This window comes from Gordonia sp. NPDC003950, assembly GCF_053605205.1.
The window spans coordinates 36579-62128 of the sequence record NZ_JBSGIT010000005.1; the positions used below are offsets into that span (position 1 = coordinate 36579).

Here is a 25550-nt window from a genome sequence, read left to right on the forward strand (position 1 = left end):
TCAGCCGACAGGCGTCTGCGCGGGCACCTCCTGGCGCAGCGTCACCAGCGACCGCAACACCACGGCCGCGACGATGGCGGCGGCCAGCAGCATCAGGCCGTAGTAGACGACGGCATCCGAGGCCACCCAGATCGACCCGAATGCGCCGGCGACAAAGGCGCCCACGGTGACACCGCCGACCTCCTGGGCCATCCAGATACCGTTGACCCGGCCCAGTAGCGGCCCGGGTGTGTGCTGCTGGATCAGCATGTAGCGCAACACTTCCTGAATGGCCTCCAGGAATCCGATCACCACGAGCAATGCGATGGCGAGCCACGCGTAGGCGGTCAGACCGAACACGGCCAGGAGCGCGAAGGTTGCGATGAGGCAGCCGAGGAGGAGAACTCCCGGTCGACGTACCGACCCGAGCCACCCGCTGGTCAGTGCTGCGACCATCGCACCGGTCGCGACCGCCGCGAACAGCAGGCCGGTGATCGACGCGTTGCCGTCGAATCGCTGTGCGACCAGCGCCGGCAGCAACGCCACCACGCCGGGTGCGAACATCGCCAGCACACCGACGACCATCACCGCCCCGACGATGCGCTCACTGCGGAGGAAGGACCACAGCGGAACCGTGGTGGCAGGGGAGTCGGCGGAATCGGTGACCTCGGCCCGATCGGCCGTGGGTGTCTGGGCCGTCGGCTGCGGGCGGCCGCCGTCATCGAGGGCCGCGTCGTCGTGGGCCGTGTCATTGAGGGCCGTGTCATCGTGGGCCGTGTCATCAAGGGCCGCGTCCTCCAGGACTGGGGCATGCGGTGGCAGAGAGGGCAATCCGCTGATGATGAGGACTGTCATGGAGGCCAGTACCGCGGCGACGGTGTACGCCCATTCGACACCTGCGGCACCGATCACGAAGCCCGCGATGCCCGGTGACACCGCCGTACCGATGCGCACCGTCAGCGATCCCAGCGCTCCGACGGCCGCCAGGTGCCGACGAGGGATCAACGTCGGGACCGCGGCCATCAACGCCGACGTCGACAATGCGCCGATCAGACCGTCGACCACCGCCAGCACGTAGAGCACGGCCACCGACGCGGAGCCGCCGAAGACGCCGAAGGCGTTGGCCGCCAATCCGGCAAACGAGAGCGCGGCCGCCGCGCGGCCGGCCAGGATGAGCAGCTTGCGGTCGAACCGGTCGGCGAGGACACCGCCGAGCAACATGCCCACGAAGGTGGCGATCCCGGTGACCGCGGTCGCCGCACCGACCTGCGCCGACGATCCGGTGAGGTCATACATCTGCACCGGCACCGACACCAGCAGCATCCCGATGGCGACCAACGAGATCAGTCGGGCAACGAAGATCCGCCGGAACGGCGGGGACACCCGCAGGGGCGTGATGTCGATCAGCAGTCCTCGGGCCCGCCCGGCCATCAGTGTTCTCCCTCATCGGTGTTCACGGTGTTCACGGTGTCCGTCGGAGCGCCGGAGGCGGCTGTCGCGGCGGTCAACTCCGCCACCCAGCGATCCGCCCACGACGTCACCGTATCCTCGTCGACCACACCCGGCTGCCACACCCAGGTCGCCACCAGACGTGGTCCGTCCGGACCGTCGAGGGTGGTGACGTTCACGATCAGACCGTAGGACGCGGGCATCCGTTCGCCCGGTCCGACGTCCGCCGACTCCGGCGCCATACCCCAGCCATCGAACTCGAAGGACCGATAGCGGCCCAGATAGTTGAACTCGATGGCGGCGCCGGGCAGCGAAGCACCGGCGACGTGGCGCAGCAGGCCGTGACCGAGGCCGCCGTCCGGGATGGTGGCGCGCTGATCATTCAACGCACGCGCCTCCTCGGCGACGGTGCCGGCGCTTCCCACCACCACCGGATGGACCGCGGTGAACCAGCCGACGCCACCGGTGAGGTCCGCACCGGGTACCGCCTGCTCCTCGCGGCCGTGGCCTTCGAGATCGATCAGGGTCGGCTGCGCCAGCACCGCTCCGAGCGCACCGAGCAGCAATTCGTCGACGCCCACACCCAGGCGGGCGGGAACCGGGCCGAGCAGGTCGCGGGCCACGTCGGTGTCGACGGTCACCCGGTACCGGCCGGCATCGGCCTCGCGGTCGGTGCGCGGATCGATCGGTCGTGAGAAAGGCGGCGCCGCAACCGAATCGGTGAGGTTCCGCCACATCGGGAGTTCCTCGGACCGATCCAGTGTCACCAGTTCCCTTGCCCACGAACCGAATCCCGGCGGCAAGGGCCCCAGCGACACCGCGTCGCCCGCCACGATCTGCGAGTACGCGGCGACCACCTCCGGGACGAGTACGCGCCAGGACACACCGTCGACGACGAGGTGGTGGATCGCCAGCAGCAACCGCCCCGGCTCGTCCCCACGATCTATCCAGCTGGCTGACAACATCGCTCCGGCAACGGGATTCAGGCGATCGCGGGTGCGGCGGGCGATGTCCTCGACGACCCGTGGGTTCACATCCGCAACGGCCTCGGTGATCACCTCCACCGCGGGTGCGGTCTCCGGTATCTCGAATCGCCACAGTGATTCGTCGGCGACCAGGCGTGCGCGCAGCATCGCGTGACGATGCACCAGTGCGCCCAACGCGGTGCTCAGGGCGTTGACATCCAGATGCGCTGGGACCGTCAGGAACGCCGACTGATGGAACCCGGCGACGGCCTCGGCATCGCCGGCACTGACCTCCTGCAGCCACCGGATGATCGGTGTCGCGGGTACCGGACCGGAGGACACCACCGGCAAGGGTTGCACCGGCCCGTCGACGGTGTGCAGATGTGCCGCCAACTCGGCGGTGGTGCGGTGCGACATCACGTCCCGAGGGCCGACGACGAAACCGTCTGTCCGCAGCCGCGCCACCAGCTGCATCGCCACGATGCTGTCACCACCGAGTTCGGTGAAGTCGTCATCGACGCCGACGTCGTCGGCGTCGAGGCCCAGCACCTCGGTGAACGCGCGGCAGATTCGGCGTTCGGCAGGGTTCGTCGGTGCCCGCAACGAGCGTTCGACGTGCGGTTCCGGCAGCGCCCGGCGATCGATCTTGCCGTTGGGCAGTGTCGGTAGCGCATCGAGGACGACGACGGCCGCCGGCACCATGTAGTCGGGCAGCACCGCGCGGACGGCCGTCCGCAGACCGGCCGGATCCGGCGCGCCGCCGGAGCTTTCGCCCTCCGGCGCGTCGGCGACGACGTAGGCGATCAGCCGATTCGACCGCTCGACCGTGATCGCGGTGGACACCCCGCCGACCGCGATCAGTGCCGCCTCGACGTCACCGAGTTCCACCCGGTGACCGCGGATCTTCACCTGATCGTCGCCGCGACCGCGGTATTCGATGTGACCGGTACTCGTCCACCGCACGGTGTCGCCGGTCCGGTACATCCGGGACCCGTCGGCGGTGAACGGATCGGCGACGAAACGCTCGGCCGTCAGGTCACCGCGGCCCAGGTACCCGCGGGCCAGCCCGGCCCCGGACAGATACAGCTCGCCATCGACGCCGTCGGCCACCGGGACGAGAACGTCGTCGAGGATGTAGGCCCGCATCCCGTCGACCGGTCGGCCGATCACCGGGCGCTCGGTGTCGGCGACGCGCGCGACGAGGGCGTCGACGGTGCCCTCGGTCGGTCCGTAGAGGTTATAGGCGTCGGAGTCGGGAAGATCCCGCCACCGCTGCCACTGCTCGGGTGCGACCGCTTCGCCACCGAAACCGATGGCGGCCATGGTGGTCTCGGCGCCGCCGAGGGCGGCGAGGTGCGACGGGGTGAGTTCCAGGAAGTCCCACGCCTCGTCGACGAGTTGGGTGGCGAGCGCCTGGGCGTCGCGCTGGGTGTCGGCGTCGACGATGCTCACCTCATGGCCGTCGAGCAGCCACAGCTGTGGCTGCCACGACGCGTCGAAGGCCAGCGACCAGCCATGCCCGACCCGCAGCCTGCTGCGCCCGGTGCGTCGACGCGCCGGTTGGTGCAGCATCCGTCGGTGACTTGCGAAGAGATTCGCCAGCGCCCGATGGGGGATGACCACACCCTTCGGCGTTCCCGTCGAACCAGACGTGAAGATCACGTAGGCGGGGTGCTCCGGTCGCAACGGCCGTGCACCCGCCGACGGCCGGAACGCCGTCGCGAGTTCGGATTCTGTTGCCGGGTTGAGGAGTTCGTCGTCGAGGCGGTCGATCACCCGGACCGGACGCGCCACGTCCACCATCGCCGCGACCCGATCGTCGGGAGTGTCCGGCTCGATCGGCAGATACGCGGCACCGGAGTACAGCACACCGAAGATCACCTCCAGCGCGGCCACCCCGCGCGGGAGTCGCACCACCACAACGTCTTCGGGTCCGATGCCGGCTACGGCGAGCCGTCCGGCGATGAGGCGGACACGGTCGTGGAGTTCACCGAAGCTGCGTCGGCCGTCCGGCCCGCGCAGTGCCGGGGCGAGTCGGTCGGGTTCGGTCGCGCGATCGAGCAGATCGGCGACGGTGGTGGGCGCTTCGGTGGCCGGGTGGAACAGTGAGCGATGTTCGTCGGCGGTGCGGATGTCCATCCGGCGCAGCGGCGTATCGGTGTCGGCCACCATGAACTCGAGGATGCCGGTCAACCGCGCCGCCATGGCCTCGACCGTGGTCCGGTCGAACAGGTCGGTGCTGTATTCGATCACTCCGCCGACCCGCGCGTCACCACGTGAGGTGTCCTCGGTGAAATCGAAGGACAGATCGAACTTCGCGGTGGTCGGCGCGGGAAGTGAGACCTGCCCGTCGAGGTCCGGAAGGATTCCGTCGACGTAGACCACCATCGTCTGGAACAGCGGGTTCATCGATGTGGATCGTTGTGGTGCAACGGCTTCCACGACGCGCTCGAACGGGATGTCCCGATTGCCGTAGGCGTCGAGATCGCTGGTGCGAACCCGTGCGAGGAGTTCACGCGTGGTCGGGTCGCCGCCGAGGTCGGTGCGCAACACCAGGGTGTTGAGGAAGAAGCCGACGAGATCGTCGAGACGCGCATCCGAACGCACCGTCACCGGTGTGCCGATGGGGATATCGGTGCCGCCACCGAGCCGCGACAGCAACACCGCGACCGCGGTCCGCATCACCATGAACATCGACGTTCCGGTGGCCGACGCCAGGGCACGCAGCCCGGTCACCAGGTGCGGTTCGAGGGCCAGGAAGACACCGTCGCCGGCCCCACTGGGTCGCGGCGGCCGGGTGCGGTCGTAGGGCAACGCCAGTTCGTCGGGGAGCCCTTCGAGGGCCGAACGCCAGTGGTCGAGTTGCCGCTCACCCCGCCCGCCGTCGATGAGTTCGCGTTGCCACGAAGCAAAGTCGGAGTACTGCAGCCCCAGGGGCTCCCATTGTGGTGCGGCGCCGGCCTGCCGGGCCCGATACGCGGTGGTCAGGTCTGCGCGCAGCGGTGGCGCCGACCATTCGTCGGTGGCGATGTGGTGGATCGTCACCACCGCCACGTCGTCGGTGGCCGCCACCCGGATCGGGATCTCGGCGGCCAGATCGAAGGCGTGCGCACTCGAACGGGTGAGATCGGCCGGATCGTCGACATGCTCGACCACGATGTCGGGTTCGTCGACGAGGTGCGGTTGCTGATCGGGATAACGGGTCCGCAGGACCTCATGGCGATCGGCCACATCGGCCACGGCCGCGCGGAGAACCTCGATGTCGATGCGCTCGGCGGCCCCGGTGGGCCCACCCGGACGCCACATCAGCGGCACGTTGTAGGTGGTGGTCGGTCCGGCCAGGGTGTGCAGTGTCAGCATCCGCTCCTGCCCGTAGGACAAGATCGGTGCGGAATCGGTGCGGCGCACCAACTCCGGCAGCGGCGCGGCCGCGGTGGCCACTCCCGAGGAGAGGTGCTCGGCGAGTGTGGCCACGGTGGGCGCGTCGAACAGCACCCGCAGCTCGGCGTCGTACCCGAGGGTGGAGCGCACCAGGTTGAGCACCTTGATCGCGAGCAGGGAATGACCGCCGAGCGAGAAGAAGTCGGCGTGGACGTCGGTGACCGGGTGGCCCAGGACCTCCCCGAAGATCTCGGCAAGGTCGGACTCGAGGTCGGTCCGGGGTGCGGTGCCGACCGCGGCCGTCATCTCCGGCGCAGGCAGCGCCGCACGGTCGAGTTTGCCGGTGTGGTTGAGGGGCAGTGCGGCGACCACCATGATCGGCGCGGGCACCATGTAGGGCGGCAGCCGCCGCGACAACGCGGCGGTGACGGCCGCGGTCACGTCGGTGGGTGTGGCCGTGGAATCCTCCGGTACCACCCACCCGACGAGACGATCGGCGTCGACGGCGACGGCGCCCGAGGCGATCCCGTCGACGGCCCGTAATGCTGCCTCGATCTCGCCGAGTTCGATGCGGTTGCCGCGCACCTTGACCTGACTGTCGGCGCGTCCGGCGTACTCCAGAATGCCGGCGCGGCGGCGGACGAGGTCGCCGGTGCGGTAGAGGCGTGCGCCGGGGATCTCTCCGGTCGGATCGGCCACGAACGACGCGGCGGTCAGTCCACTGCGTCCGAGATATCCACGGGCGACCGGGATTCCACGCACGTAGAGCTCCCCGAGGACACCGTCGGGTACCCGGTTCAGGGCCGCATCCAGGATCAGCAGGTCGGTTCCGGCGATCGGGGTACCGATCGGGATCGTCGGCAGAGTCGCCGAATCGTCGGTATTGGCCACCTGATCGGTGACGACGACGGTCGTCTCGGTGGGGCCGTAGGCGTTGATCAACGCCATCTGCGGTGCCGCGGCGGCGACTCGCGTGGCCAACGGTGTGGTCAGGGCCTCGCCGCCGGCGATGATGTGTCGCATCGTCGCCAGCTCGGGCAGGTGTTCGGCGAACAGGTCGAGCAGCGACGGGACGAACACCGCAGCCGTGACCGCGTGGTCGGCGACGATCCGCGCGAGCCGACGCGGGTCGCGCTGCGCATCGGCTTCGGCCACCACCACAGCGGCACCGGATACGAAGGGCAGCAACAGTTCCCACACGGCACCATCGAAGCCTGCCGGGGTCTTGACGAGCATCCGATTCCCGGCACCGAAGCCGCCGGGGATGGTCGCCAGACGCCACCGCAGCACGTTGACGACGCTGCGGTGACTGACGACGACACCCTTGGGACGTCCGGTGGAACCGGAGGTGAAGATGACGTAGGCGGGATGGTCGGGGTGAATCGTCGGTGGTGTGACCGTCGATGCTGTGACCACCGACGCGGGGGCCCGGTGGTGATCGGGGTGAGCGGTGGGGCCGTCCTCGGCGATACCGCCGAGCCCGTCGAGAACCAGCACCGGACGGGCGGTGGCGAGGTGCCGCGTGGCGTCGTCGAGGAGGACGACGGCGGGCGTCGCGTCATCGAGGATATCGGCGATACGTGCGTCGGGCAGATCCGCGTCGATCGGCAGGTAGGCGGCACCGGAATACAGCACCCCCTGCAGGGCGACGAGCTGGCCGATGCTGCGGGACATGATCACCGCGACAATGGATTCGGGTCCGACGCCGGCCGCGCCGAGTCGTGCCGCGATCCGTCGGGCGGCGCCGTGGCACTGCCGGTAGGTCATCACGTTGCCCGCGGTGTCGGTCAGGGCCGGCGCGTCCGGGGTGGCCCGCGCCGCGGCATCGAGCAGGTCGACAAGCGTGGAGCTGCCGGCGTCACCGGTGGGAGCCCGTGGGTCACCGCCACGTTCGGCACCACGCAGGGCGTCGAGGTCGGCCGCGTCGAGCAGCGCGATGCGATCGAGTGCGAGATCGGGATCGGCGGCCACCGCCTCCATGACCCGGGCGAGGTGATTGAGCAGTGCCCGGGCGGTGGCGCGGTCGAACTGGGCGGTCGCGTACTCGAGGCCGATGGTCAGTTCACCGCTGTCGGCGGCGTCGACGAAGGTGAAGGCGAGGTCGAACTTCGCCGCCACCGAGGTGAGCGGAGCGAAGGTCGCCGGAACCCCGAGGAATTGGTCGGGGACTCCGTCGAGCGGCAGGTAGGACACGCTGACCTGGAACAGCGGGTTGCGTCCGGACACCCGTGACGGTGCGAGCCGTTCGACGACCCGCTGGAACGGGATGTCCTGATTGTCGAAGGCCGCGAGGTCGACCTCGCGGACCCGATCGATCAGTTCACCGAATGCCGGACGACCACCGACATCGATACGCATCACCTGCGTGTCGACGAAGAAACCGATGAGGTCCTCGAGGGCCGGGTCGTTGCGGCCGGAGATGGGGCTTCCCAGCGGGATGTCGTCGCCGGCCCCTTCGCGGTGGAGGAGGGTGGCGACGGCGGCCTGGGCCACCATGAACATGCTGGCGCCGTGTGCGGCGGCGACATCGGCGAGGCGTCGGCGGGTGACGGCGTCGATGGTCGCCGTCTCCGTGGCGGCGGGACCGGCTGCCCCGGGACGTCGCGCCCGGTCCCGGGGCAGCGGCAACTCGTCGGGGAGATCGGACAGGGTCTGCGCCCAGAAATCGAGCTGACCGGCGCCGACGGCGTCCACCCGATCGCGTTGCCACACTGCGTAATCGCCGTATTGGACGGGCAGTGGCGCGAATGAGGGTGTCGCGTCGGCCAACCGTGCCGCGTAGGCGGTGGTGAGGTCGGTCAACAGCGGTCGGTCGGACCATTCGTCGGTCGTGATGTGATGCATCGCGATGGTGAGGACGCCGGCGGTCTCACCGCTCCCGCCGGATGCATCGGAGATGGGAGCCACCCGATCCAGGCGCACCCGGATGGGTGGTTGCGCGGCGAGATCGAAGGGGCGGGTGAGTGTCTCGCGTGCCCGTTCGCCCAGTTCGGTATCCAGTTCGTCGGCCGGCGCGGTGACGGTGGTGACCTCGACGACATCGGGGATCTCCGTGATGTCCAGAATTCGTTGGGACGGTTCACCTGTCGCCGATTCGACGATGACCGTGCGCAGGCTTTCGTGACGTATGAGCAGGTCGGTGACCGCCGCACGCAACGCCGACGGATCGATCGCCGCATGCAGCCGCACGACGTGCCCGTAGTGATACGACGTGTCGGTGGGGTCGAGGCGATGCAGCACCCACAGCCGTTCCTGCGCCGGCGACAGGGGCAGCGGGTCGGGTCGGGCGCCGACGACGATGTCACTGGCCGAGCCGGTTCGGTGGACTCGCAGGGCGATGTCGGCGGGGGTGCGGGCCTCGAACAGGTCTCTGATGGACAGTTGTGCACCGAGTTCCGAACGGACCGCCGACACCAGCCGCATTGCCGACATCGAATGGCCGCCGAGTTCGAAGAAGTCGTCGTCGACGCCCACCGGGTCGGCAGTGCCGAGGACATCGGCGAACACAGCACACAGCTGCCGTTCGATCTCCGTCTGCGGCTCACGATGGGTGGTGGCCGGGCGCGCCTCGGGAAGGGCCCGCACGTCGAGTTTGCCGTTGACGGTCATCGGGAATTCGGTGACCGCGGCGAACAGCGTCGGCACCATATAGTCGGGTAGCCGGGTCGCCAGGTGCCGCCGGATGTCGGTGAAGTCCACACCGGCCGACGGATCCGTGGGGATGACGTAGGCGACCAGACGTTTGACCGACGGATCGCCGGGGTCGGCGGCGGCCACCACGGCGGCCGATGCCACGTCGACGAGTGCGGTGAGGGCGGTCTCGATCTCGGCGAGTTCGACGCGGTATCCGCGAACCTTCACCTGATCGTCGGTGCGCCCGAGGAAGTCGAGGTTGCCGTCGGCGCGGATACGCATCAGGTCGCCGGTGCGATACAACCGTCCGCCGCTGGAGAACGGGTCGGCGACAAAACGTTCGGCGGTCAGATCCGCACGGCCGAGGTAACCGCGCGCCAATCCGGCACCACTGATGTAGAGCTCACCGGCGACCCCCGAGGGCACCGGCCGCAGCCAGCCGTCGAGCAGATGGGCGTGCGTGTTCCAGATCGGGGTGCCCACCGATGAGGTCGGCGACTCGTCGGTGCCGATGCCCAGCGTGTTGATGGTGTACTCGGTGGGCCCGTACAGGTTGTAGCCGAAGGTCTTCGGGTTCTCCCGCAGCCGCGTCCAGACGGGCTCTCCGACGGCCTCACCGCCCAGCAGTACCAGCGGCGGCACATGATCGGCCACGTCGCCGGCGTTGCCGTCGAGCAGACCGTCGGCGAACAACTGCGCGGCGTAGGTGGGTGTCACGTTGATGACGTCGATGCGGTGCGCAGCGCAATAGGCCACCAGCGCAGTCGAATCGCGGCGTAGATCCTCGTCACAGACATGCACCTCGTGACCCTCGACGAGCCAGAGCAGTTCCTCCCAGGACATGTCGAACGCGAAGGACACGGTGTGCGCGATGCGCAGTCGTCCGGTGATGCCCGCCGAGCGGGCCACCTCGATGGCCGGTTCGAAGACCTTCTCCCGGTGATTGAGTTGCATGTTGGTCAGGCCGCGGTACGGCGTGACGACACCCTTGGGTTTCCCGGTGGAACCGGAGGTGTAGATGACGTACGCCGGCCAGTCCGGATGCACCCGGGGTGTGGTCCAGGTCGGCTCGTCGGGCGCGGGCAGGTCGTCGATGGTCAGGATCGGCACCCCGGTGTCGGCGAATCGTTCGCCGACGCGGCTGTGGGACAGGATGATTCGCGGTGCGGCGTCGTCGATGATGGTGCGTAGCCGCTCGTCGGGATGATCGAGTTCCAGGGGCAGATAGGCGGCGCCGGCCCGCAGGATCGCGAACAACGCCACAACCGTGTCGATGCTGCGGGGAATGGCCAGCGCGACAACGGTTTCGGCACCCACGCCGTGATCGGAGAGGATGTGGGCGACGCGGTCGACCTCGGATTCGAGTTCGGCGTAGGTCATCCGCCGGTTCTCGAAGAAGAGTGCATCGGCGTCGGGGATTGTCGCGGCGCGTTCACCCAGGAGGTTCGACACGGTCACGTCGGGTAGCTCGTGGAGCGGGCCGGCGAGGCCGGTGTCGCCGGGCAGGCTCAGATCCACCGCGGCCACCGGTGCGTCGAGGTGGGTGCCGATACCATCCAGCGCCCGGCGGAAACGCGCGACAAGTGCGAGCGCGGTGGTCTCGTCGATCAGGTCGTCGCGGTACTCCAACCGGAACCGGATGTTGCGGGACGGGGTGACCACCAGCGCCACCGGATAGTGCGTGTGATCGAGACTGCCCTCGCCGATGACGTCGTGCAACGCCGACTGCGTGCGTTCCTCGTCCTCGGTCCGGAAGTTCTGCAACACGTAGAGCACATCGAAGAGCACCGGGTGCCCGGTCTCCTGCTGGAGCCGGTTGAGGCCGAGATGGTCATAGGCCATCATCTCGACACGTTGATCCTGCATGCGGCGCAACAGTTCTGCGACAGTCTCGTCGGGTCGCAGGACCGTGCGGACGGCCACTGTGTTGAGGAACAGGCCGATGACGGTGTCGATGCCCGGCACCTCGGGGGGTCGGCCGGCCACCGTGGAACCGAACGCGACATCGGTGCGGCCGAGTTGGCGCGACAGGGTCAGATCGAGAGCGGCGGTCAGCACCGTGTTGAGCGTGACGCCGGCCGTGCGGGCATCGGCGCGCAGCCGTTCGGAGAACTCCGCGCCGAGGTCGACGTCGATGCGTCGGGGGGCGCGCGGAGTGGTGGTCGCGGTGGTGCCGCGAGGTGCGATCAACGCCGGCTCGTCGTAGCCGTCGAGGTGGGCGATCCACGCCGCCACCGCATCGGCGTCGTCGGCGCCACGGGCCAGCCAGGAGAGGTAGTCGCGCAGTGACGCCTCCCGCACCGGAATCGGACTGCCGTTGAGGTGCGCGAGCAGTCGGGACACGAAGAGGCCACCGGACCAGCCGTCCCACAACAGGAATCGCCGGTTGACCACCAGACGGTCACGATCGCCGGGCAGATGCACCAGACGCATCCGCCACAACGGTGCCCGGTCGAGGGCGAACCCGGTGGCGCGGTCCTCGGCGAGCAACTCGGCGAGGCGATGCTCGGCATCGGCGGCCGAGTGCTGCGACAGATCCATCTCGGTCACATCGGGTTCGACGACGGCGGCGATCACCTGCAGGGGCCGGCCGTCCACCTCGACGAATGCGGCCCGCAACTCGGGGTTGGTGTCCAGCAGGGTGCCCGCGGCCCGACGCAATTCCGCGGCCTCGATGCGATGACCGAAATCCAGCCAGAACTGGGCGGTATAGATGTCGGCGTCGGCATCCATCCGGGCCTGATAGTAGAGCCCCTCCTGCAGGGGCGTGAGGGGCCAGACATCGGCGATGTCACCATGTGCGGCAACCAGTTCCGTGAGCGACTCGGAGTCCAGATCGACCAGGCGGTCCTCGGCGAATCCGACGACGGCACCCGCCACGGCGTCGGCGAGACGCCTCGCATCCTCGACCCGCGCGGGATCGATACGGACTCGCACCTCCCATCCCGCGGCCGTGGGTGCGCCGTCATCGGTCCGGGCGGGACGGACCGCCACCGACACCGCATGCGAGGTGGGCAGTCCGTGGTCGCCGACGATCACGTCCGGATCGACGATGTCACCGGCGCTCCGTGCCGCCATCAGCGAGGCCGCCACCTGTGGAGACAGGTATCGCAGGATATCGAGGGCCGGGCCGGGCACCGCGGTGGTCGCGCCATCGGACACGGCGATGCGGGTGGGTGTGACGCCCCGGAACGGCCCGCCGGTGCGCTCGGCACCCGCCGGTCGCAGGTCGGTGACCACGTCGACGAGCAGGTGGCTTCCGAGGCGCTCACCGAGGTGCTGCGCGAGGGCGGAGCACACCACGCCGGCGATCTCCGCCGGGTCCGGCGCAACGGTGACGTCGACCGGGCGACGGACGCAGACCGGGCCACCGTGGTCCGCAGGGTCATCAAGACCGGTTGGGTGGGTCGGTAATTGGGCTCCGGGGGCCAGCACCGCTAGCCACTGCGGCAGGGCCGACGGGTCCGCGGCCTGTGCGGCCAGCGCGGCGGAGGCCCGACCCAGTGACATGGGAACCGGATCGATCTCGATCGTGCGCCCATGCGCGAGGTCGTCCGCCGCGGCCGTCAGATCTCGGCGCAGGATGTCGATGGTGACCGGATCGGCCAGTGCTGGGTGCACCCACAGCGTCAGTCGGCCCGACGCCTGGTCCAGCGTGGCGCGGGGAAGGTGTGCGGCGGCCGAATCCGGCTCGGACGCGGTCTCGGTGGTGTAGTCGAGTGGGATCGTCGCGCCGTCGGCCGGCGCGGTGGACAGCGTCCACAGGATCGGGACCGGTCGGGCCAGCGTGGTGCGCAGCACGTCGTGGCGGGCGGCGAGGGCCGAGAGGATCTCGGTGACCGTCCCGGGTGCGGTTTCCGGCGCAACGTCGACGTGAATGCGGCTCGGTGCCAGGCTATCCGGGTCGATCTCGGCGATCCGCAGCCGGTGCAGGGCCGGCGTGAGGCCGGCGGCGGGCATCGGGCTGTCCTGCGCCGGGCGGTCGTCGGCGCTCACGCCGATCTCCGTGAGGCGGTCGTCGGGCCCGTGGCTCAGGTCGGTGAGGAAACCGTCGAAGGCTGTGGCGATCTGTGCACTCTCGATGGCCGCCTCGGCCACTCCGCGGACGATGACCTCGGCGGGAAGCCCTTTGCGGCGCAGTTGGATCTGGATCTCGACGTCGGAGACCGGACCGGAGGCGAGCGCGTGCACACTCACCTCACCGCCGCCGATGGTCTGTCGTGTGCTGTTCGTGAGGACGTTGATGCCGAGGCCGAACATACGGTACGGCCCGCTCGCCGGATCGGCGTCGGCGGCGAGGGCACGACCGAGATCCTCGGCGCGGAAACGGCTTCGGGGCAGCAGGCCGAAGAGGGCGCGGTCCACCCGGGTGGCCAGGTCGGCGAGATGGTCACGGCCGAACGCCGCCACCCGCAGCGGCAACACACTGGTGACCATCGACGGCGCCGAACGCGTCCCCCGGTCGAGGCGACCGGACACCGGCAGTGCGAACACGAGATCGTCACGACCGGTGCGCAGGTGGGCGAAGGCCGCCACCGCCGCGATCAACATGACCGCGGGCCGCACCCCCACCCGGGAGGCGAGGGCACGCAGCACCGCCAATCGGTCGGCGTCGATCTCGAAGCGGGCGTGCGTGATTCCCGGCCCCGGTGGCAACTGCTGATCGAGCAGTCGAACCGGCTCGGGGTGGTCGGCCATCAACCCGGTCCAGTATTCACGGTCCTCGAGATAGGCGGGACCGCACCGGTAGTCGGATTCGGCCGCGACGATGTCGCCGAGCGCCCAACTGCCGGAATGTATGCGACCGCCGTCACCGGATGAGGGATCCGCCGGGGCGTCGTAGCGCTTGCGGACGGTCTCGGCGTAGGAGACCAGACCCATTCCATCGCAGACGAGGTGATGTACCTTCAGGAAGGCGAACACCGCCGTGGGGGGTGCCGCCGGTTCGTCACCGGCGAGCAGGATCCGGAAGTCGCTGAGCGGACCGGCGTGAATATCCATGGGCTGGGCCATGGTTCGCTGCATCCACGCGTGCGGATCGGTGCCGCGGATGTCGACGACGGGGACGTCGAATTCGTCGATCGACAGCAGTCGTTGGGTGAGTTCGCCGTCCTCCTCGGCGAACACCGCCCGCATGGCCTCGGCGGCGTCGAGGGTCTGGCGCATCACCGTCCGCAGGCGATCAGGGTCCGTGGTCGACGGCATCCGGATGTAGAGGCCGGTGTTGTAGAGCGTCGGGTCGGCGGCGATCTGCATGCCGAGATAGATGTCACGCTGTCCGGCCAGGAGGGGATGACGCCGCCCGGTCGACTCGGTCGAGCGGGACAGGCGGGAGATCGAGGTCACGAACACACTCCGGTGGTTTGCTGATGCGTGGGGGACTGAGCGGGGGACTGGTCCGTGTGATGAGACGCGTCGGTTCCGGGTGGGTTGGCCGCGACCAGATCCTGCAGCGCGGTGCGCCACCGGTTGGCGAGTCGTGCGACGGTCCCGGCGTCGATCTGGTCGCCGAGATGGCGGAAGGTCCCGGTGAGGATCGGGCCATCCGCCTCGTCGCGGCACACGATCTCCACCTCGAGGGGATGGGCCACCCCGAGGTCCGGGTCGGCGGCCGCCGCCACGGCGTACGACTCGGCCGATGGCTGCCACGCACCGCCGCTGCCCACCGAGAAGCGGCCCAGGTAGTTGAGCAGCACACTCGCCGACGGCAGCGTGGCCAGCGCCATGGCGGTCTGCGGATTCAGATACCGCAGCATCCCGAAACCGGCTCCGGCTGAGGGCATCTCCTGCCATTGGTGTTCTGCCGCCAGTACGGCCGCGCGCGGATCGGTGCCGTCGGCAGCCGGGAGGCGCAGCGGGGCCATGGTGGTGAACCACCCCACCGTGTGGGTCAGATCCCGGTGACCGAGACCGGCCGATTCGGTGTCGCGACCATGTCGCTCGGTGTCGACGACGAGGTCACCGGCGCCGGTGACCTCGGTCGCCGCGATGCGCAGCGCGCCGAGGAAGACCGAGGTGACCCCGACCCCGAGACGGCTCGGCAGATCGGTGACGATCGCCCGTGAGGTCGCGCGATCGAGTTCGACGACGTGGCTGCGCTGTGCCGCGAGAGTGCCGGAGCGTGCCGGGGACCCCGGGATCAACTCGCCTCCCGGTGCGAGCACCGCAGCCCAGTGCGCCACCTCGCCCAGCAGTTCCGGGGCGAGTGCGGCCTCGGCGACGGCGGCGGCGAAGTCGCCGAGCCTCGTTGCGTCTGCGGTGTCGGTGGCCGAACCGGCGTCGTGCACGGCGGCGAGGTCGTCGAGGAGGATGCGGCGGGAGACCCCGTCGACCGCCAGATGATGGATGACGAGGACGAGGCGTCCCGGATCGCCCGGATTCGTCGGCGTCAGATGGGCGGCGGCGATCATCCGGCCCGAACCCGGCGACAACCGTGCAGCGCAGGCATCGGAGGCCGCGGCGATCGCGTCGGCGACAGTGTCGTGGGCATCGAGGGGGACGACGTCGAGGATGTCGGTGGCCGCGACATCGCCAGGGGCTCGAGCGGTGAGCGTCCACACGTCGCCGGCGATGACGTTCAGGGTCATGCGCAGTGCCTCGTGGGCGTCGATCAGCGACTGCAGTGCCGCCGTGATCGACGCGGGTGTGGCCTCGGGTGGGGTGTCGACGACGACGGACTGATTGTGGCGATCGATCCGCCCACCCAGTTCGCGGAGCCGGTGCATGATCGGCAGCAGAGCGATGACCTCACCGGAACCCGCTGGTGCCGTGTCGGAGTGCGTGTCAGCGTCGTCACCCTCGCTGATCGGTCCGGCCACCACGGCCAGGGCTTCGATGGTGCGGTGGGTGAAGACATCCTTCGTTCGTAGGCGCCAACCGGCCCGCCGGGCACGATTGACCAGCGTGGTGGAGACGATCGAATCACCACCGAGCGCGAAGAAGTCGTCATCGACCGAGATGTCGCACGCCGGCAGGTGCAGTGTCTCGGCGAAGATCGCCAGCAGTGCCGATTCGGCCTCGGTGGCCGGCTCTCGGGCACCCTCGCGTGCCACACCTGAGGTGTGCGGCTCGGGTAGCGCCGCGACATCGGTCTTGCCGTTGGTGGTCAGCGGAATGGCGTCGATACCGATCACCGCCACCGGCACCATGTGCTCGGGCAGCAACGTGGCGAGCGCCGAGCGCACGTCGTCTGGGCTGATCCCGTCGGTGACGACGTATGCGAGCAGCCGGTGGCCCTCCGCCGGGCCGGGGCGGGTGATCACCACGACGTCGCGCACGCCGCTCACCCCGGCGACGGCGGCGCGCACCTCACCGAGTTCGATGCGGAAGCCGCGGATCTTGACCTGCGAGTCGGCGCGGCCTTCGGAGCGCAGACGGCCATCGCCGGTGAGCCGGAACAGGTCTCCGGTGCGGTAGCAGGTGCCACCGCCACCACCGGGATCGGCGACGAACCGCGCCGCCGACAATCCCGGACGGTTCAGGTATGCCCGGGCCACCTGCGGACCCGACAGGTACAGTTCGCCGATCACCCCGGGCGGCACCGGACGGAGGTATCCGTCCAGCAGCCGACCGGTGAATCCGGGCAACACGGCACCGACGGCGCTGCCCACCGAACGTTCCGCGGAGTCGGCGTCGATGTCGAGCAGGGTGGCGTGCACGGTGATCTCGGTGATGCCGTACATGTTGATCGCCCGGACGTCGGGCCAACGGCGCAGGAAGGCGGTGAGCCGACGTGCGTCGAGGGCCTCGCCGCCGAAGATCAGGTGGCGTAGCGATCCGAGGTCGGCATGGTCGACCTCGGTGAGGGTGGCCTCGAGGGCGTAGAAGGCCGACGGTGTCTGGTTGAGCACGGTGACCTGCTCATCCCGCAGCAGGGTCGCGAAGTCGGCGGGGGAGCGGGTGGTCGCACGATCCGGAATGACCAGTCGTGCACCGCTCGACAGCGCTCCCCAGATCTCCCACACCGAGAAGTCGAAGGCGTAGGAGTGGAACATCGTCCAGACATCCGCCGGGCCGGTGCGGATCGCCTCTCGGGTCGCCGCCAGCAGGGACACCACGTTGCCGTGGGTGATGGTCACGCCCTTGGGTCTGCCCGTGGAACCGGAGGTGTAGATGACGTAGGCGGGGTGATCTGCGGTGACCGGGACCGGCCGCGCGACAACGGGTTCACCTGGATCCGACACCGATACCCGGGCGCGATACCCGGCGTCGACGATGACGACCGGCCGGGCGTCGGCGAGGATGGTCGAGATGCGTTCGTCCGGGTAGTCCGGGTCGATCGGCACGTAGGCACCGCCCGCGCGCAGGATGGCGAGGATCGAGATCACCTGGTCGACGCCGCGCGGCAGCAGCAGGGCCACCAGATCACCGGGGCGGACCCCGTCGGCGATCAGTGCGGCGGCCAGGTGCGCGCTGCGGCGCTCCACCTCGCGATAGGTCAGCACGTCGACGCCGGCGGTCAGTGCGACCCGGTCGGCATGTTCGGCGGCGGTGCGGGTGAAGACCTCCCACAGGGTGCGCGCACCGTCGAGGGTCGGGCGCTGCACGCATGCGGCGGTGGCCGCCGACATCGGCAGTGCTGCAACGGTATCGGGCGCATCCGGCATCCGCAGCGCAGCGATACGGTCGTCGGGATGGTGGGCGAGCATCTCCAGGAGGTACAGCACACGATCGGTGAGGTGTTCGGCGGTGTCGCGGTCGAACAGGTCGGTCGCGTACTCCAGCCGCAGGCGCAATCCGTCGGTCAGACCGACGAATTCGAAGGTGAGATCGAACTTCGCGGTCCGGGTCGGCGGGAAGAGCGGTGTCGCGTCGAGGCCGGTGAAGTCGGGTGCCTCGATCGGGTCCCGGTACTGGACCATCGTCTGGAACACCGGGTGACGTGACAGCGTCCGCGGCGGCGTCAACGCGGCGACGATGGCGTCGAACGGCAGATCGGCATGCTCGTAGGCGTCGAGATCGGTACGCCGGATACGGTCGATGACCTCACCGAGGGTCGGATCGCCACTCAGGTCGGTGCGCAATGCAAGGGTGTTGACGAACATGCCGATGAGCTCTTCGGCGGCGGCCGTGGTGCGCCCGGCGAACGGTGTGCCGACGACGATGTCGTCGCCGGCGCCGGAGGCCGACAGTGCGAGTGCCACCGCCGCATGGACGAGCATGAATCGGGTGGTGCCGGTGGTCGCGGCGCGGTCGTCGAGTGCGGCAACCAGTTCGGTGGGTACCGTGCGATCGATCTGATCGCCACGGTGACTCGGTTCCATCGGCTGGGGCCGGTCGGTGGGGAGCCGTATCTCGTCACCGATGCCGTCGAGAATGTCCCGCCAGTGACCCAGTTGCCTCGCGCGCAGCGACGTCGGGTCGTCGGGGTCGCCCAGCCGGTCGAGTTGCCACACGGTGTGATCGGTGAACTGGACGGTCGGCGGCGCCACGGTGATGCCGTTGTAACCCGCGGCGAGTTCGTCGAAGAGTCGGCGGGCCGACCACTCGTCGGCGGCGATGTGGTGGACGGTGAGGAGCAGGATCGCCGACGCGGTGCTCGTTCTGATCAGATCGGCGCGCAGAACGGCGTCGGCCGCGAGGTCGTAGGGACGGGCCATCAACCGCGCGATCAGGGCGTCGGTGTCGCCACCGCCGCTTCCGCCGTGATGCTCGACGACTGTGACCGTCGCCCGATCGGCGGGGTCGATGACGGGTACTTCGCCGACGATGCGGGTGCGGAGCACCTCGTGTCGTGTCACGATGCCGGTGAGCGAATCAGACAGTGCGCCGGCGTCGATCGACGATCCCGGATGTGCGTCGAGACGGACCGCGAAGGCCACCGTATAGGCGGAATCATCGACACCGGACTGAAAGAGCAGCCGACGCTGCGCCGGCGACAAGGGCAGGGGATCGGGTCGCGGCCCGGGCACCGGCCCCGGTGGCGTCATGGGGCCGGCGGTCACCGACCCGCTCCGATCGGTGTCTGTCGGTGCGGTGTCGATCAGCGCGGCGAGGTCGGCCAGCACCGGATGGTCGAAGACGTCGCCGATGCCGAGCCGGGATCCGGCCTCCACCCGAAGTCGGGTGAGAAGTCTTGTCGCGGATAGGGAATGGCCGCCGAGATCGAAGAAGTTGTCCTCGATGCCGGCGTCACGACCGAGGACTGCGGTCGCCGCCGCGACGACCGCGGTCTCGGCGTCGGTGCGCGGACCGCGTGACAATCGGGTCGATCCGGCGTCGGCCGGATCGGGCAGGGCCAGTCGATCCACCTTGCCGCCCGGCGTCAACGGCAATGCGTCGAGGACGGTGATCGACGCCGGGATCATTGCGGCCGGCAGCGAGGTGCCCAGTGCCGCGGTGATCTGGGGGGACGACAGCCCGGGCCGACCGCTGACGTAGGCGTCGATCCGGGTGTCACCGGCGGCATCGGTGACCGCCCGGACGGTGGCCTCACGCACCGCGTCGACGTCGGCGATAGCCGATTCGACCTCGCCGAGTTCGACTCGCACGCCGCGGATCTTGACCTGGCGATCGGCGCGGCCGAGCACCGTCAGCCGCCCGTCGGTGTCGATGCGGCCACGATCGCCGGTGCGATACAGACGACTCCCGGATCCGCCCGGATCGGCGACGAATGCGGTCGCGGTCCACTCGGAGTGACCCCGATACCCACGCGACACTTGCGGACCGCCGACGTAGATCTCGCCGGCGACACCGGTCGGGACGGGCCGCAACAGATGATCGAGGATGCTCACGCGGGTGCCTGCGACCGCGGTTCCGGCGGTGACCGCTCCGCCGGTGACCCGGCCCATGGTGATGTCGCCGGCCACCTCGGAGGAGCCGTAGGAGTTGATGATCTCGGCGCCGGTGGCGGCCAGGGTGTCCCGGGTGGCCGCGACGAGCGGTTCACCGGATACGATCCACCGTCGGGGTGTGGGCGTCGCACCGACCTCGGTGATCGCCTGTGCCAGTGACGGTATCGCGGTGATCTGGTCGACGCGGTGCTCCGCGGCCAGGTCGGCGACTGCGGTCGCGTCGCGGGCGGTGGTGTCGTCGGCGAGGATCACCGTCGAGCCGGCGGCGAGAGCACCGAGCAATTCGGTGCTGCCGTCGATGAACGCGATCGACGACTTCGCGAGAACCACTGCGCCGTCCCAGGATTCCGCGGCCCAGGCGATCCGGTTGGCGAGCGCACGAGACGTGCCGACGACGGCCTTCGGGGTGCCTGTGGAACCGGAGGTGTAGATGACATAGGCCGACGAATCCGGATGGACCGCCACCGGATACGGGCCTGCTGTGCCGGAGGTGGACTCCGCGCCGAGAGCCGCGGCCATCACGTCGTCGATGACAAGATCCGGTTCGGCATCGCCGAGCATGAAATCGATGCGCGCCGCGGGGTATCCGGGGTCGATCGGCAGGTAGGCGGCACCGGCCCGGAGTACCGCGAGCAGGGAGGTGACCATGTCGACGCTGCGCCGGACCGCGATGGCGACGATCGATTCGGCGCCGATACCACGTGCGGTCAGAGCGGCGGCGATCCGATCGACGGATGCCTCGAGCTCGGCGTAGGTCAGGCGATGATCGCCGACGCGCAGCGCGACATGTTCGGGTACCCGCTGCGCGCTGACCGCGATCCGATCGGACACCGGCACGAACGGGGCCGGGGCCGGCCCTTCGACTCCGCGTGTGGCGTCCGCGTCGGCGTCGCTGCGGGGCAGCCGTGCGAGGGTGACCTGGGGGGTGTCGACGATCGCCCCGATCGTCCGGATCAAGCGTTCGAGAAGGGCCGCAGGCACCGTGCACCCATCCTGTGCCCGCCGTTCCAGGAGGATACGGATGTCGGGATCATCCTCGACGAGAATGGTTGCGGCGTAGCTGTTCTCATCCTCGATGTGCGGGCGGACCGGGCCGCGCGGGAAACTCTCGAATACCACGACCGAGTTGAACAACTCACCGAGGCGAAGGGATGCCTGGATGTCACCCAGCGCGCTCTGATGCTGATCGAGGAGGGCGAGCTGTTCCCGCTGAACACGCGAAAGCAGCTGTGCCACCGATTCATTCGGATCGATCCGGATCCGCACCGGGATCGTGTTGATCAACATACCGACCATCTCGTCGACACGGTCGACCGCCGGATCGCGCCCGGACACGACGGCACCGAAGATCACGTCGTCGGCGTCGGTGTGATCGGCGAGGACAAGCGCCCAGGCCACCTGGATCAGGGTGTTCACCGACGCCCCGTGATCACGCGCCACCGCACGCATCCGGGCGGACCGGGCGGTCCCGAGTCGGTGTCCCACGACCGGTGGGGCGGGGTCGATCTCCGGCAACGGCAGCCGGGTGGCGGACCGCACACCGGACAGGGCGGTACGCCAGCGCTCGAGCCCGTCCGGTCGGCCCGCCCGCCAGCGCAGGAAGTCACGCACGTCCGCCGGTGCCGGAAGCGGCTCGTCGCGCAGCGCCCGCACGATCTCGTCGAAGAGCCGGTGCAGTGACCAGCCGTCGAGGGCGACGTGATGAGCGACGATCAGCAGGTGGTGGCCGGTGGAGGCGTTGTCGGCGGCGGCGAGGATGACACGGAACGGGGGCGGCGAGGTCAGGGTGATCCCGCGGTTCCGTTCGCGGTGCCGCAGTGCGTCGAGGTCGAGGGCGGCGGCGAGCGTGCAGAACTCCACCGGGGCGGCGACGTCGGTGTGCACGCGCGCGACCGGTGCACCGGTGCGTCGGCGGGTGTAGGAGGTGCGCAGCGAGGCGTGGCGTGCCATCACCGTGGTGACGGCGGCGATCACCCGGGTGGGGAGATCGGCATCGATCGTGACGTGATCGGCCAGATCGATATCGGCGAGGATGAGGTAGGGATCGTGGGATCCGTCGGTCCGCGGCCGGGTCGAGTGGTAGACGATGGCTTCCTGTAGCCCGGTCAGCGGCAGGACGTCCTCGATGCCGCCGACACCGGTACCGGTGGCGCTCACAGCAGGTCCCCCTCGACCAGCTCGTCGAGTTCGTCGACGCCGAGATCTGCGGTGGTGGTGGTGTATTCGGAGTGCAACGATGCCTCGTGATTCGGATCGGCGGCCCGGGCGATCGTGGCGAGCCGCGTGATGGTGGGGTGGTCGAAGAGTTCGATCGGGGTGATCCTCAGACCGGCCCGGGCCGCGTGGGCCACCACGCGGACCGCCGTCAGGCTGTCGCCGCCGAGGATGAAGAAATCATCCTCGACTCCCACCGCGGGAAGGCCGAGAACCTCCCGGAAGGCCTGCGCGAGTGCGTGTTCGGTGGCGCTCGACGGTTCCCGGGAGTCACCGGCAAGCGCAGCGAAGTCGGGTCGGGGCAACCCGGTTCGATCGATCTTTCCGTTGGGTGTCAGCGGAACCTCGTCGATGGCGGTGATGACGGTCGGGATCATGTAGTCGGGGAGACGGTCGGCCAGATGCCGGCGCAGCGAGACGGTGTCGATCTGATGTCCGCGCGTCGGCACGGCATAACCGACGAGACGCCCGTCGACGGCGACGGTGACCGCTCGTTCGACCGAATGGTGCTGTGCCAGGGCGGCATCGATGTCACCGAGTTCGATCCGGAAGCCGCGGATCTTGACCTGGTGGTCGGTGCGGCCGAGGCAGTGCAGCGTCCCGTCGTGACCTCGGCGCGCGAGGTCACCGGTGCAGTACATCCGGGTGCCGGGTGGCCCGAACGGGTCGGCGACGAATCGTGTGCAGGTCAGGTCGGGCCGCCCGTGGTAGCCGCGTGCGAGGCCGGCTCCGGACAGGTACAACTCGCCCACATCGCCGTCAGTGGTCGGATGCAGCGCCGAATTGAGAATCCGGACACCGGTGTTCGCGATCGGCGTGCCGATGCCGACCTCGGCGGTCTGGCCGCGGCGCAGCGGTTCGGTCGTCGACCAGATGGTGGTCTCGGTGGGGCCGTACATGTTTCGGGCCGAGGCCGCGTGCCGCGTCAGTTCACCGGCGATGTCGGCCGGCAGTGCTTCGCCGCCGACCAGGACGTCGACGTCGGTGAGGGCCTTGCCGTGGCCGGATTCCAGGAATGCCGACCACAGCGAGGGGGTGGCCTGCATGACGTCGATCCGGTGGGTGCGGATGAGCGCGGCCAATCGCGCCGGGTCGTGCACGTCGTCGTTGGTGGCCAGGATCACCGTCGCACCCGCGGCCAGCGGCACCAGCGTCTCCAGGATCGCGATGTCGAAGGAGATGGTGGTCACCGACAGCACACGACGGCCGGGGTGATATCCGACGAGTTCGGCGAGGTGTCCGCCGAAGTTGGCCAACGCCCGATGGCTGATCACCACGCCCTTGGGTGTGCCGGTGGAACCGGAGGTGTAGATGACGTATGCCGGGTGCTCCGGTGCCGGTGCCGGCGACGCTGACGATACGACACCACGATGATCCGACGGCGGTGCGGACGCCGGCGTCAGCGCGCGCACCTCAGCGGTTGCGGCGGAGCCCGGTTCGATGACGGCCACCGGTGCGGCGTCGGCCATGGTCGCGGCCAGCCGTTCGGCCGGGAAACCGGGATCCAGCGGCAGGAATGCCGCACCACTGTGATGGACGGCGAGCAGCGCGACGATCATGTCGACACCCCTCGGCAGGGCGACCGCGACGATATCCTCCGGCGCCAGGACCCCGAGTTCGTCCGACAGCGCCGTCACCCGCGCACGCAGCGTCGCGACGTCGATCCGCTCGTCTCCACAGATCAGTGCGACCGCGTCGTCGGGGTGGGCGAGCACACGCTGCACGAGCGGAGTCGGATCGATCGGGCCCCGAGTGGCCTCGTCGGCGGCGGCGATGGCACGTGCCGCGGACTGTTCGTCCGGCATCGCGATCGCTCCGATCGATACCTCGTCGAGCGTCGGTGCTCTCGTTGCGGCCGCGACGAAAGCACCGATGCCCGAGCAGATGTCGGCGACGTCGGCGTTGCCGTAGAGATCGGCGTCGGCATCCAGCACGATCTCGAGGTCGCCGTCGAGGTCCGCGCAGGTGATCGCCACGTCCACGACGGGGCCACGGGCGAGTGAACGGATGACCGCCACGTGTCCGCCGATGGCGGCCGTCGGGGAGAAGGGCTTGATGTTGAGGGTGGGTCCGATGACACCGTCGATCCCGCGGCGCCGCAGGTCGCGCACGATGTCCTCGCCCCGGTAGCGGGCGTGTGCGCTCACGGTGGCGATCCGGCCGGCGACGTCGGTGGCCACCTCGGACAAGGTCGCGTGCCGGGGCGTCGCCACCCGCAGAGGAATGACGTTGACCGTGCTGCACGCGCACGTGGCCGCCGGCGATCCCAGCCGATTCATCATCGGGAATCCCAGGATCACCTCGTCGGAGTCGACGAGTCGTGCGCAGTGGGCCGCGATCAGCGCGGCGAGGACCGCCGGCGTCCGGGTGAGCGATCCGGCCCCGCCGACCACGACCCGTTCGGTGCGGACACCGCGCGCGATGCGATGGCCGCGAGGGGCTTTCGCGAGTGTCACCGGACCGTTCGCGGCGCCGAGTTCGCGCTCCCAGAACTCGCGGTCGCCGGGGCGGGCGTCGTCCACCCCGGCGGGGAGGTCGGTGATCGAACGCAATGCCCGTGCATCGGTGAGGTTGTCGTACAGGCGTGCGATGCGGCGAACAAGGAGGCCGAGCCCATAGGCGTCGAGAACCATGTGATGGGCGACGATGAGCAGGCCGAGGCGGTTCCCGGCGGTGAGCACCGAGATCTCGGCGCACGGCCCGATGGCCGGATCGATCGGCCGGCCAACCGCCGTGGTGGCCACCGAGTTCAGTGCAGATGGGTCCGGGCCGAGATCGACCTGTCTGACCTCGATCGGCTCGCCGAGGTGAAAGCGCAATTCGCCGTTGTCATCTGAGAACCGCGCGGAGAGTAGATCGGCCTCGCGCGCGGCGGCGGTGGCCGCGGCGATCAGTCGTGCCGCGTCGGGCCGTGTGTCGAACTCGAGAAGCTGGCCGATGGTGAACACCGGCGACGGCCCGATGACCGACTGCGCGGCCCACAGGCCCTGCGCCGCCGCCGATGCGGGGAACGAGGGTTCGTGGGACGGAGCGCAGGCCATAGACATAGTAGGGCAGCCTACCCTTCATTTGGTTAGACTTTCCAAAGAGGGGCGGTCCGCGGCTTTCACCGGGCGGCGTCTACATTAGGGCAGGC

The 25550-nt window shown here is 69.4% G+C and carries 4 protein-coding genes; all 4 read right to left on the reverse strand.

Annotated features, from left to right (window positions below; genetic code table 11):
• From ACWETB_RS05715 to ACWETB_RS05730, 4 genes are read right to left on the reverse strand one after another with little or no spacing between them, the layout of a single operon-like run.
• A complete protein-coding gene (locus ACWETB_RS05715) occupies nucleotides 1-1410 on the reverse strand; it encodes an MFS transporter (protein ID WP_348803804.1) in 1410 nt (469 codons plus the stop codon).
• The gene (locus ACWETB_RS05720) at nucleotides 1410-14753 is read right to left on the reverse strand and encodes an amino acid adenylation domain-containing protein (RefSeq protein ID WP_452209887.1); all 13344 of its coding nucleotides are present in this window, start codon (nucleotides 14751-14753) and stop codon (nucleotides 1410-1412) included. The genes ACWETB_RS05715 and ACWETB_RS05720 overlap by 1 nt, the downstream gene beginning before the upstream one ends.
• The gene (locus tag ACWETB_RS05725) at nucleotides 14750-22357 is read right to left on the reverse strand and encodes an amino acid adenylation domain-containing protein (protein ID WP_452209889.1); all 7608 of its coding nucleotides are present in this window, start codon (nucleotides 22355-22357) and stop codon (nucleotides 14750-14752) included. The genes ACWETB_RS05720 and ACWETB_RS05725 overlap by 4 nt, the downstream gene beginning before the upstream one ends.
• Nucleotides 22354-25455: an amino acid adenylation domain-containing protein gene (locus ACWETB_RS05730; RefSeq protein ID WP_348808638.1), complete on the reverse strand. Its 3102-nt coding sequence runs from the start codon at nucleotides 25453-25455 to the stop codon at nucleotides 22354-22356. Before ACWETB_RS05730 ends, ACWETB_RS05725 begins: the two co-directional genes overlap by 4 nt.
• Between the last annotated feature and the right edge of the window lie 95 nt (nucleotides 25456-25550).